4 protein-coding genes are annotated in these 13,583 nt (G+C 53.2%); all 4 read right to left on the bottom strand.

What is annotated here, in order from left to right; all coding sequences use genetic code 11:
- Positions 1-13: 13 nt before the first annotated feature.
- A complete protein-coding gene (locus tag H70357_RS12900) occupies positions 14-934 on the bottom strand; it encodes an ABC transporter permease (RefSeq protein ID WP_038599402.1) in 921 nt (306 codons plus the stop codon).
- Between the two features lie 226 nt (positions 935-1,160).
- Positions 1,161-3,461 (bottom strand): AraC family transcriptional regulator, encoded by a 2,301-nt coding sequence (locus H70357_RS12895; protein ID WP_038589833.1) that lies wholly within the window; start codon positions 3,459-3,461, stop codon positions 1,161-1,163.
- 52 nt (positions 3,462-3,513) lie between these two features.
- Positions 3,514-4,551 (bottom strand): LacI family DNA-binding transcriptional regulator, encoded by a 1,038-nt coding sequence (locus tag H70357_RS12890; protein WP_331281759.1) that lies wholly within the window; start codon positions 4,549-4,551, stop codon positions 3,514-3,516.
- Between the two features lie 345 nt (positions 4,552-4,896).
- The gene (locus H70357_RS12885) at positions 4,897-12,969 is read right to left on the bottom strand and encodes a glycoside hydrolase family 2 (RefSeq protein ID WP_038589830.1); all 8,073 of its coding nucleotides are present in this window, start codon (positions 12,967-12,969) and stop codon (positions 4,897-4,899) included.
- Positions 12,970-13,583: the final 614 nt, after the last annotated feature.

The raw sequence follows: 13,583 nt of genomic DNA, 5'->3' as shown, positions 1-13,583 counted from the left end.
GTATACCTCCTTTCTAAAACAAGGAGTAGTCCTTGTTCGTCTTACGGATGATGTAATTGACAATCATGATTAAAGCGAAGCCGAAGAATGATTGATACAGGCCGGCTGCCGTACCCATACCGATGTCAAAATTGACTGTCAGGGAACGGAACACAAACGTGTCGATAATATCTGTGGCATCGTAGAGCATACCGTTGCTGCCGATAATCTGATAGAACAGATCGAATTGCCCCTTCATAATTCCACCTAGACTGAACAGAATCAGCAGAATGAATGTAGGCTTCAGCAACGGCAGCGTAATATTGCGGATTTGCTGAAAGATAGTCGCCCCGTCGATTTTCGCCGCTTCGTAATATTCATCGCTGATCGCCATAATGGCCGCCAAATAAATGACAGTGCCGTAGCCAAGCCCTTTCCAGACACTAAAGAACACAATAATGAACTTCCACGGTGCCGTATGCAGGTAGAAATCATAGGAATGAAGTCCAAGCTGCTTAAGTACGCTGTTGACTACCCCAAGATCTGAGAACAGGTTATAGACGAACGCGCCTACCAGCACCCAGGACAGAAAATAGGGAAGAAACATCAGCGACTGGGCTGTCTTCTTAAACAGCTTGCCGGACAGCTGAGCAAGGAATACGGCACAAATAATCTGCATGATATTACCCAGTAAAATGAACGCCAGATTATACAGCACGGTATTCTTGGTCAGATTCCACAGCACTCCAGTATTAAATAAGAACTTGAAATTCTCCATCCCGACAAACTGGCTTCCAAACAGCCCTCCGTCAAAATCAAACTTCGTAAAGGCGTAATACACGCCTATCATCGGGATGTAACTAAACACAATGAAAAACACAATGGTTGGTGCAATCATTAGCAGAAGCGTCTTGCTCTGACGCAGCTCCCGGATGATCCCGCCCTTTCCGGACATCGAATCGGCCTCCTTCTCCTTCTGTTTGTATATTCCGCCGGTACTCCCGGCTTCAAGCTCCATACTAGGAGACCGCCTCTTTCCGGGCAACTTACCATATGCGATATGACTCACTTTCCGCTTAAAAAGCAGACTAATTTTTTCCGAACTGACTGCTTATTTGCTACCTCCGTCCGTTAAAAAAGGCGATCCTGCGCGATTTAGCCGCCATGGATCGCCTTCTCTTCTAATCAGCTGCAATGCCTGCCTCTACGCCGTCATCATCCTTTCGCCCCCGGCCCGTTCTGCGGTATTCCGCAGGCGTTACACCATTGTACTTCTTGAACGCTTTGAAAAAGTACGGGCTGTTCGAGAAGCCGGCGCGTTCTGCGATTTCTCCGACGGGGGCATCCGTATGCAGCAGCAGTTCGCGCACTCTGCTCATCCGCACCTCCTGGATATAACCGAGTATCGTCTGCAGCGTATGCTGTTTGAACACGCGCCCGATATAGGTGGCGGACATGCCAAGCTCCTCTGCCAGCATGTCCAGAGACAGATTCGGATCAGCATAACGTTCATCGAGAATTTTTTTGATCCGGCCCGGTAATTCATCCTGCCGGCTCTTCTTCCGTTCATTCATCTGATTCTCCAGCTGATCAAATAGGGACATACAACGTTCAATGAACTGCTCCATCGTCTCTATCCTGGAGTGCGGCATATACAGCTGCAGGTTAATGAACTCCCAGTCCTCGTTCGACGGAGAATGCTGCCGGATAATCCGCAGCGCGTTCTGCAGCGCAAAGGTCAGATGTGAAACGGCAAACTGGTAGGAAATATAGGTATAACCAGCCGTATCTATAATGATCTCGCGGAACTGCTGCCTTACATCAGCTATCCGCCCCAGCATCAGTTCATCAATCATCTGCTTCTCTTTATGCAGTGGATATTCATAACGTTTGGTCTTGTTCTGTTCCACCTCTTCAGCTTCGATATGGCTGCCGGCTCCGCTGAACACCCAGCTGTATGAGGCTTCAACCGCCTGCTGATATAAGGCGTGCACCGCTTCAATCCCCGGGCCGCTCAGGCTGGAGGAAACAGTGACCGACAGCTTCAAATATTCGCTGACCGCCGCCTGAATCCAGGAAGCCGACTCCTGGCACCGCTCCCGGTCACCTTCGGCATCGCCGGACATCTGAAGCAGCACCGCCGCCTGTTCATCCCCGATATCCGCCGCGGCGGCGGGAATGCCGGCGGCAGCGAACAGCTCCTGGGCAATGTTGAGCACTCCGTAGAGCAACAGCTTGCGGTCCTCCGCTTTGTATCGGTTCACGAACAGCAGGTGATCGTCCACCATGATCAGCAAGACACGGACCGGCTGTACAGGATCCAGCGGAATGCTGTAGTGTTCAAACCGGGCGGCTGCATGCCGGGCGTTCATCTGTGTATATCCCTTCAACAGGCTGCGGAGATAATCCGTGCGCATGGCCTGGACACTCTCCCGCTGCTCTGTTTCCAGCTTACCCAGCCGGGAGAGCTTGTGGTTCAGCCCGCTGAAAATCCGCCGGGACAGCAGAGAAGACAGCGCAAGTCCGGCGAGCAGGATGCCCCCGGCAACGATCATCGTCTTGGTCCGCATACTGTCGATATTCCGGCTGATCACTGAATAAGGCACAATGCGGATATACCTCCAGCCCAGATAGTCAGGCCTGCTGTAGGTGACCAGTGATTTGACATGATCTACCGCAGCGGCAAAATACCCTGAGCCCTCCGGATCGCGCAATATCCGGTCTATATACGGCGTGCCCTTAAGGCTGGTCAGCATCGGTGTCTTCCAGCTGTTCGTGACAAGTGTGCCGTTCTCGTCGATCAGAAAGGTATTCGTCGGATCATTCGTCAGAGAACCGTCGATATGCTTATGCAGCTGCGTCTCCTTGATGTTGACGACGACCGCATTCTTCCGCGACTTCTTGCTGAGCGTGTCATACAGCAAAAAAGTATACGTATCCCGTTCCCGCTCAGCGATGTTTCCGACGAGCCCATCGATCCTCAGCTTGCGGGGAATCGGCATTAGCGTGTTGTAATCGTTCACATGATGGAGCATGCTGCGCAGCTCCTGGTCGTAAAAATCCGGCTCGCTGAACACAGAAGGCACGTTCATATCGGAAGTGACATAGAAGGTGCGCGCCTCGGCATTGTACACATAGATAGACTCGATAAACGGCGAGGTTTCACGGTAATTGGTCAGCTGCCGGATGGAAGCGGCGATGTCCAGCGCACTGACGTCGGGAAAATTAAGCAGATTGGCGACATTCTGGTCGCTGTGAATCTGCTTGGCGAATGTGGCGGCGGTCACAGCCATCACGGAGGCTTCCTGAGTCGTCTGCGCCAGACTGTCCATCGTCTGATCATAGGATTGGCGGAGCGCGATTTTCTCAAAATTCATATACAGAATGATGGACAGGATGGAGATTGTCAGAAAAATCGTGACTACCATTACGGAAAAAAACTTCCCGAAGTAGCGATCTACCTTTCTGTGCGGCATTTTCATGCATGATCCCCCCACCAAAGGATAGTGTTGTTCCAGCCGCGTAAGTAGGCATTCATTTCGAATCAGCCCCTTTTTGCGAAGAACCTTTGACAACCAACCTGGAATCGATCATAAAATCCCTTTGACCCGGCTGGAGATTACCGTTGATCTGATCGATAACCTTGTCCGCCAGCAGCGCCCCCAACTCGTACAGCGGCTGTTCAACTGAGCTGATCTTAGGCGATACATAGTTGGTAATCCGGATATTGTCGACGCCCACCACCGCCATGCGGTCCGGAATCGCAATGCCATACTCAGAGCAAGCTTTGTACACACCTAGTGCCATCTCGTCATTGGCGGCAAAAACCGCTGTGAAATCACTGCTCTTTTCCCATAGACGACGGAAAGCCGCATATCCTCCATCTTCGGAGAATTCTCCTTTGTCAACCAGAGTTGGCAGAAAAGGAAGTCCGGCCGCAGCCAGCCCCTCCTTGAACCCTTGCAGCCGCTCGATGCTATCCAGCGCATCCTCGTAGCCGTTCAGAAAAGCAATACGCCGGTGCCCGTTCGCTGCCAGATGAGTGACCACATCACGGCCGATTTTCCAGTTATCCGTAGTGAAGCAGGGAATATTAAGATGTCCAAGCCGGCGTCCGATAACCCCAATCGTGTAGCCTTCACCAGCGAAGGCTGCGATCTCTCCGTCGCTTAGCATCGGCGCCACCAGAATAATGCCGTCTACTGTCCGGTTCTGGAGCAGCGACAAATACTCCAGTTCCCTCTCCTTCTCATTTTGCGAATCACAGATGAGGATTTTGTAATTCATTGCGTTCGCCCTTTGTTCAATTCCCTTGATAATCTCGGCATGATAGGATATACCGATATCGAGTACGACGACGCCCAGCGTCATGGTCTTCCGGGATCGGAGCTGTTTGCCCATGGCGTTCGGTTTATAATTCAATTCCTGAATGGCCTTCAGTACCTTGCTTTGCGTTTCCTTGGTTACCAGCGGACTGTCGTTCAATACGCGGGATACCGTGGCAGGTGAGACATTGGCAATTCGGGCAACATCGATAATTTTGCTATCCTTCATCAGTTCACATACTTTCAAGGTTTGATAAATCCATTATAGCATTAATGAAATCGATTTCAATCTCCTTTCGTTCCCTGCCTGCAGGCGGCGTGGCATAAGGAATGCCCTTGAAGACACACAATCTGCCTTCCTACAGCCCTTCTAACTTTCCACTTGTTATCTCAATAATCTTCCAAAATCCCCCTCCCTCTGTATTGCCCTTTTGTGTAGTTATTAAGTTCATTCAATATAGCCTTCACTTCTTTACGTTTTACGGCAAAACAAATCAGGCACAGCACAAGCTATGCCTGATTTCTGCCCTTCCTTTCGAAGGATCGGGCCCTCTCCGGCAAAATACGTTCGCCGAAACGGCCGCCAATTCAACTAGTACATTATTCCGTACAACCGATAAAGCGTGACAGCAGCTTCAGCCCTGGTGATCGGCGAAGCGGGCTGTAAGTAACCGTTATAACCCTGGAACAAGCCGGCTGAAACCGCCCGGGCGACACTTTCCCTGGCATAAGCGGATATCTGCGAAGCATCCCGGAATTCCGGCAATGCCTCCCCGCTGCCCACGGAGCGTTCCTTGCCTGCAGCAAGCATGGCGTTGTCCAGCATCATCATCATTTCCTGACGGGTTACCGGCTGCTCCGGCCGGAACTCGCTGCTGCCCGTACCGCGCACAATGCCCAGCGTCCGCGCAGCATTCACATCTTCATAGTAATAATTACTCTGCGCTATATCCGTAAAGGAATGGGACGCCTGCACCTGCAGATCAAGCAGCCGCATAATCATGACTACCGCATCCGCGCGGGTAATAGTTTGCGCAGGCGAATACGAATGCTGCGAGACTCCCCGGATGGCGCCCTTAGAGGCAAGAGCTTCCACCGCGGGCTGCGCCCAGCCGTAGCGGCCCAAATCGCCGAAACTCTTGGCTACAGAGACAACTGCATAGCGGCTGAAGTGATGTGTGGTGAATAACATCTCGCCGCCTGCGCTGTCATATCGTCCGCTGACTACCGGCTGTCCCTTCCCGTCTTCCCCGATCTGCCAGAACGTCAGCCGAGACGGGTTGAGCGCTTCGGCGGAAGAAGGCTGGTAAGGCGTGCGGAACGTAACGGTCGCTAGATTGTTCTGCCAGCTGACAGGGTTGCCGTCCACGGCTGCGCCCAGCTCGACAACCGGACGGCTGCCCGCAGCCTGCTTGACGTCCTCATCCGCACCGGACAGATCCGCGAGCTTAACGGACACAGCAATCTGCTTCGCGTCTTTAGCCATGCCTGCAAACATATCGCCCGGAAGCAGCAGGCTGCCTGCAGGGGTAATAAATTTGATCAGCACCTGCTTCATCGAAGCCAGATACGAGGCTGGCAGCTGCAATTCGAATGTTGTCTTACCCGCGGCTGATCCGGCCTCAAACGTAAGCGTCCGCACTCCATTGGCATCCGCCGGAGCGGCGGCAAGCGCCTTCGTAAGCTCCGCTGTGCCGGGAGCAAGAACAGACTTCGCACCGTCTGCTATGCCAGCGGAGACGGACGGGGCCGGTGTGCCGGTTCCGGTATCCGGGCTGGTAGCAGGCGTTCCTTTCTTGCTGATAACCAGCATTTGCGTTCCAGGCACGGCTTCGTAATAGACGAATGTGCCTTCACCCTCACGGACCGGCTTCAGGTTCTGCAAAGCGGCTCCCCGGGTGAGAGTAACCTCACTCCATTCTGCCGGAACCTTCGTTCTCAAGGTCAGCGGCTCATTGTAAACTGCCGGGTCCAGTGTGCCCTCCAGCTTAACCTCAATTGCACCGGAAGCGGCTTTAGCAGCCTTAACCGTTGCGTTCTGTCTTTCACGCGAATATTTGCCCACCTCGGCAAAGGTACCATTCCAAAGAGCATCTATCCGCTGGGCTACATATCCGTAATGATTGTCAAACAGGCTGAGCGGAGGTGAGGACCAGCCTTCACCATCATTGCCATGGCCGGTCAGAATCAGCCAGTTGCCCTTGGCGATGCCAAAGTCGGTCCACGCATCCAGTTGGGCAGCCGTTGTCGTACTTTCAACCATTGTGCTGCTCAGATTGTAATACTGTTCTGTGCCGCTGGCGTTGCCGGCATTGTTGCCTCCCTGGCGCGCGGCAACGAAATATTTGGCTGCTTCCTCCGCAACCGCCGCATTGCCCGTATTGTACGGGAGCGCCAGCGTTTCCGGCTTATAGCCGGTCTTCTCCTTGATCCGGGCGACAGAATCCTTGAACTCGGAGGACACATCTGACGCGCTGAGCGTGGTCAGATTGCGGTGAGTAACCGTATGGCTTGCTACATCGAAAACCCCTTTATCCAGCAGCGCTTTCCACTGCTCCCACGTTCCCGTGGAAGCGCCAGTGTCATTATAGGCATCGTCGATCCAGCCGCTGATCAGCGCCAATGTTCCCTTCAGGCTGTATTTTTCATGCAATCCGGCAAACCGTAAATTGGATTCGTAGATGCCATCATCGTACATAATCGAATACGCACCGGCCTTGCCATCCTTCCAGGTCGTAACCTCTGTATCCCCAATGCTGTAAAGTGTGCCCCGGATGGCTTTGGCCACTGTATTGGCTAAAGTCCAGGCTCCCTTTGGATTCGGATGAATCTTATCCGGGAAGTCGCTGCTGCTTCCGGCTGTGGCCGCGTTCACGTCGATCAGGGTTGCGCCTGTCGCTTCGGCCGCCTGACGGATCAGAGGAATGACTCCGTTTTGCAGGACGGAGGCAACAATGCCATAAGCCTCGTTCGGATCGTCGTTGAACACTACCGGCGGCAGATTGACAAAGACCTTCGGATGACTTGGCAGTGCCTGATACAATTGAATCAGCTCTTTATAATCGCTCAGAAACTGGTTCTGCCCCTTCTTCCAGTTCCAGGATTTCGTGTCGTTGGTGCCAAGCTGGATAACCACGACGTCTGGTGCATAAGTCTGGCTAGCCGCAAATGCCGCTTCCTTCCAGTACGGATCGTCGCCATCCTTTTGCAGCGTACGGCCGCTGACACCGAAGTTCTTGACGGCAAAGTTGCTGCCGAGCAGCGACTGGAGCTGTGCCGGATAACTTGTTACCCCGGCATATTTCAGCCCGGCTCCCGCTGTGATGCTATCGCCGACCGCAGCTACCTTGATTTGGCCTTCCGGATGGTTCTTCTCCGGAATCTTTTCCGTATACGTGGCGGGAATTTCATCCGACGGATATTCGGCAAAGTACAGATCGTCAAAATAATAGGTGCCGGGATTCCACTCCGACAACCGGATTTCTTTTAGACGGCTGATGTCCGCAGAGGTCTTCATCAGCGGAAGATACACCTTCGTCCACTGCCCCTTGACTGAACCGACATCGGTCCAGTTGTTCACGGAGACCGTACCGTCCGTATCCGCAAAGGTAACGTGGACGGTGTTCGACCCCTGCATATCCTTAACATAGAAAGCCAGATAATTGAAGCCGGAAGCATCTATCGAAGCTGCGCCGCCCTGGGGTCTAATGATGACAGATTGCTTATCTGCTCCCGGTGAGCCGCCGTCTCCAGTGACTTCCAGCTTCACACTTCCCGTTCCTCCAGGATTGACCCCGAATGTCCGGTCCACCGCCGCAGCGGCATTCACACCCTGGCCGACCTGTACGTCTGTCTCCTCAAAAGACTGGAACCAGCCACTGGAACCAACAGGATACGAAGCGGGCTCCGCGCCGTTCTTGTAGGTTGCCGCGAAGAAGTTGTCGACCCATAGCTGTTCAGAAGCATTCACACCGATCCTGATCTGGGTAATCGCCAGCGTATTCAGCTGCCGGCTGGAGAGCGGCACGCCCTGCGCCTTCAGAAGCGGAACACTCAGCCGCGTCCATGTGTCTTTTACCGTCTTCCCTTCCGTCTCCGTTGTCCAGGAACGCCCCTCGGCATCCACAAGCGTAACGGAAAGAGGTCTGTCCCCCACGCTGTCCTTAGCGTAGAAGTTCAGGTAATTGTAGCCTGTCAGATCACTGTTGATCGCGCCGCCCTGCGGAACAAATGCGGCATAAGTCCCGTCCGCACCGGAGTCTGCTGTGATCTTTAGACTCTTCGTGCCGTTGCCGGCTGCACTGTCCGCTGCTGATTCCAGCTGCAGCTGAGCGGATGAAGATAAATAACCCCGGCCCGACTCAAAGCTCTGGAACCAAGCCGAAATACCTGCCGGCTGCGGCTGTGTTCCGGCCGAAATCCGGTTATACCGGTTATACCGCTCCGCCAGAATATCCTTCACCTGCTTCGGCGTTGTCCGGTCCATATGATACAGGCCCATCGTCTGCAGGCCCGTAATATTGGTATACCAGTTATATGCGGTCCACCAGGCCGCGCCGCTCAGCAGTCCGCCCGGGTTCGGTGTTCCGTCCTCCGCCCGGGTAGCTGTGCGGGCAAAGGCATTGAAGGTGCCGGTGAATAGCGTCGTCTGCCTTGTGTCCGAGGCGGTTTCGTCACCCGACCAGTAGCCGTACTCTGTGGCGATGATCGGCTTGCCCGGATGCAGCGCATGTATAGCCTCGATTTCCTCCTGTGTCTCCAAGTCTGTATTTGCACCGTAGAAGGCTCCGAAATACATGGTCATTCCGATGATATCCGCCGGGGAATGCGAATGGTCGCTCACGCCTTTGTACGGATTCGCCACGGCGGACTGGCCGACCAGTCTTGTTCCGTCGATGGCATGTGCAGCGTCGCGCAGCTCTCGGATAAAGTTGACACGCTCCAGCTGCCCGCCTGACTCATTGCTGACTCCGTCAAACCAGACGGAAGGCCGGTTGTAATTACTGAAGATCATTTCCTCCATCATTTGCTTGGCCTGGCCCCGCTGACGCTGCAGGTCGAAGGCTTCTCCGCTGAACCAATAGGCTGGAATTTCCTGCCAGAGGGCCAGGCCGATCCGGTCGGCATACTGATAGGTCGGCAGGCTGTGAGGGAAATGCCCGGTCCGGACGAAATTGGCCTTCAGCTCCTCCTTGATCTTCAGCAGGTCGCTGTACCGGGTAGCATCATCCAGAGAAGGTCCTTTGTCGCTGCTGTCCTCCGTATAACCGACCCCGGTAAGGAACGGGGCCAACTCTCCGTTCAGCTTAAGCTGTACACCCTCCGCTTCCAGCGTACGGATACCGAACTGGGTATAGAAGGTGTCCGTTACTGCTCCGCCGGTCTTCTGCTCTACCTTTAAAATATACAGATTCGGTTCAGACGGACTCCACAGCTGCGGCTCAGGTACCTTCACCTCGACCGTTTGTACCGCCTGCCCGCTGGCCGGAACCGTAAATACTCCTCCTTGCACCGCGGCGGCTTCCGTACCCGTCAGGTTCTGTGCATATTCGCTGAGCCGGTTACCCTCTCCGATCTCCGCTTCATAGACTGTATAAGACAGCTGAACCTGCTCCGCCGTTTTGCCCGTATGATTCAGAAAGGAGCGGACCGACAGATGTCCATCGGTATCCAGCGTACGCACATCACTGCGCACCACATAAGTGTCCGGCATAAATTCAAAGTAGGCGTCCCGCAGGATTCCTGTGTAGTTGAACCAGTCGGACGTCGCGTATGGCAGTATTTCCCCGTTATTGAACGTGTCCCATTTCGGATTATCGACCCGCACCGCGATCACATTGTCGCCGCCATAGTTCAATAGACCGGAAGCGTCCAGTGCGAACGGCGTGTAACCGCCCTGATGCCCGCCCGCATATTGTCCATTGATCCACACATCCGCGAAATAGTTGACGCCGAGGAAAGTAAGCTGTGCAGGCTGCCCCTTAAGTGAGCTATTCACCTCAAAATGCTTGCGGTACCATACCCCGCCCTGATAACCCGACTTGTCACTCTTGTTCTCCGGTCCGCTCGGAGATTCGTAAACCGCGCTCTCATCCTCCGGGAGAGGCAGCGTCTTGCCGGCCCAGCCGGAGTCGTTGTAACCAGTCTGCTGTCTGCCGCCCGCCTCTTCCTCAAGACCGGCAGTTCTGGCGCTGTCCCGGGGTGCTGCTGACAGCTGGGAATCCAGGGTGGTTCTTTCTTTTTTCCAATCCCCGTTTAAAGAGAGGTACGTTCTGTCCTGCTGCTTCTCGAAAGAACCCAGCGGCAGATTGCCCGAATAAGGCATCGCTTCACCGTCCACATCCTTCAGCACCAATTGCGTAAAGCCGGCATTCGGAAAGACTGCGCTTTCATTTTTACCGAAATAAAATTCATCCAGATAATAGGTCCCCGCTTTCCCCGGTGTCACCGTCACCGCGCTAAGGCGTGCAAATTGGAAACTCACGCTTTTGTCCAAAGGCATGACGATCCGATTCCAGCCGTCTGCTGTCGTCCCTCCGGTCTGCCAGTCAACCGTTCTGCCGCCAGCTTCCTTCAACTGTACCGACAGCGTCTGACCGCCCTGCTCATCCCACACATAAAAGATCAGATGGCTGAAATTTGTGGCGTCGAACTCCGGCTGATAGTCGTATGGCAGGTTCTTATCCGGGGACTCTTCGAGCGCCTGCGGCCTGACGGTTATGCCATTCATGGCAGGGTTGGACGAATCCTCGGACAGCACAGCCCGAATGCTCGCAGAGTTGTATGCACTCGCAGACTTCTCCATGCTGAGTGCGGTACTCACCCCAGTACCGGCCGTAATCCCGTACTGTCCGTCCTGTCCTCTCGTCTCGAAATTCTGATACCAGACCGCTCCGATATTCTGGGTTACGCTGATGAAGCCGGCCAGCACATCGTCTTCGGCTATGGCAAAATACATATCATCAAGATAATACACTCCGGCATTGTAAAAGCCGACGTCGACCGAAACGATTTTTGTCAGGTCAATCTTCGAGGCACCTTCCAGCGGAAGCAGCATTTTGACCCATTTATTCTTGGTCGAGCTGGAGGTTCCCCACGTGTCCCAGACGCCCCCGTTGGCGTCCTTGATACGGAATTCCACTCCATTGCTGCCCTGGGTGTCCTTCAGATAGAAAGCAAGATATGAATAAGCCGACGCATCGAACGTACCGCCTGCTTTGGGCTGTACGCTCAAATAACTCCCGGCCGTATAAGGCCAGTCATTTTTGCCTGTCGTGACCATGACACCGGCCTTGCCTGCTGCGTTGGCTATATCCCCTGAGGATTCGGCGGTGGCAGCGCTGCCTGCGGAGTATCCGGTTCCGCTCTCGAAATCATTGAACAAGGCCGTGCGCTCTGGCTCAAAGGCAGGCGAAGCATCCGTTTCGTTCTGGGCCAGATAAAGATCATCGTAGTAGTACACATTACCGTACCCCCAGTACGTTCCGAGCTCAATCTGCTGCAGTCTGGACAAATCAATTTTCGATTTGTCCAACTTTACGGTCATTTTCACCCATTGCTTTGACTCCGTCTTGACCGCTGCGCTTGTTTCCGTATCCCAGACCCCGCCTTGGGCATCCTTGAATACAACATGAATACTGGATCCGGCTGCCGCTGTCGTATCCTTGGCATAGAACAACAGATAACTGAAGGGGGAAGCATCCATATACGTCGCACCGGATACGGTCAAGCCGCCTTCAGGTTTAATTCCGGCTCCATAAACGCCGGTGTCCCAGGCTTCGTTCCGTTCCTTCCCTTCCCCGTCCGTATAGGTGTTCTGCACCATTTTAAGACTGCCGGAGCTTGAGGAATAAGCAGCATCCGTGGTGACACGCTTGGCGGCGGTCGCGCTTCCCTGACCTGCCAAGCCATAGCTGCCATCACTGCCGGGTGGTTCGAAGCTCTGGTACATGACAGGCGCCGACGGCTCTACGCCATCATCCGGATAAGCGGGCGGCGGAGCGGCAGCAGATTTGGCAAAGTACAGCTCGTCAAAATAATAGATGTTGCCCCAGCCCCAATACTCGCCCAGCGAAATGGAGACAATCCGCGAAAAATCGAGTTTTGTCTTATCGAGCGGAATCGAAAGCCTCGTCCACTCATCCTTCACGGACAGTGCCTGGTCCGTATTGGCATTCCATACTTTCCCGTCTGCATCCCGGATGACAACATTCGGGTTATGAACATCGGCGTCCAGAATGTAAAAATTTAAATAGTTATAGGCAGAAGCATCATAATAGGTCGCTTCTGTAACTGTATCCTTCTGCGGCGATACCGTGAACCCGTAAACATCGGTGTTCCAGGCTCCGCCGCCGGGATTATTGTCGTTCGTCTGGATCAGGCGTACACTTCCCCGGCTTCCGCCTCCAGGTGTCCGGTCTGTAACCGACGCTGTTGATGAGGTGCCAACGGCAGAAATTCCATAGGTTCCATCCGGCCCGGCCTGCTCAAAGTTCTGATACCACTTGCTGTCTGTCTGCGTCTGTGGTGGCGTCTCCTGCGCGTATGCGATATCTCGTGCCATTCCCCCGAACACGACTGGGAACAGCAAAACCAGTGCCATGGCAGCCGCGAAATATTTGTTATGCCCCCGCTTGCGCTTTACCGATGTGCTTATGGACTGCATACATGACTCCTTTCGACTCTCATTATTTGTAATCGATTTCATTTTCATGATATAAAAAAAGAAAACAGAATTATTTTTTCATTCCTCCCTCTCTCAAAACCGTATAAAAGGTTTGAGCACCTAAGGCATCAAATGTAATATGACTCCTTTGGAATCTCATTTTCTTGAAATCGATTTCATTAAAGAAAACAGATTGCCCCTTTTCATCCCTCCCACTCTCAAAACCATAAAATAGTTGAAGCGAATAAGGCAACAAATGAAATCGATTTCAAATCTATTATAAGAATACACCAATAAAGATGTCAACGCTTTCTTTGATGTTATTATTAAGGTTGCAGCCGATTGCAGCTTTTCAATTCCCCTTCGGGATGGGCTATAATACGCTTGCATACTTCTATTTCTAAATGCAAATCAGCGTCTTATTCTCATGATTAATAACAAGTCCGTTTGTAAATCCCATATCAGCTTTTCGTTAATTATTTCTTCGCTATAATGAAATCCTACTTTTCACTAGATTGAACAATATTACTAACGATTTAGAAAGTCAGTAGAGGGGCAAGACGCTTTTAGCGCTCATTTAGCATTAACTCCAGCAGCGGATTTGGCTTTGCCCC

This window comes from Paenibacillus sp. FSL H7-0357 (assembly GCF_000758525.1).
Lineage (GTDB): Bacteria > Bacillota > Bacilli > Paenibacillales > Paenibacillaceae > Paenibacillus_AQ.
This window is presented reverse-complemented; position numbering and strand designations above follow the sequence as displayed.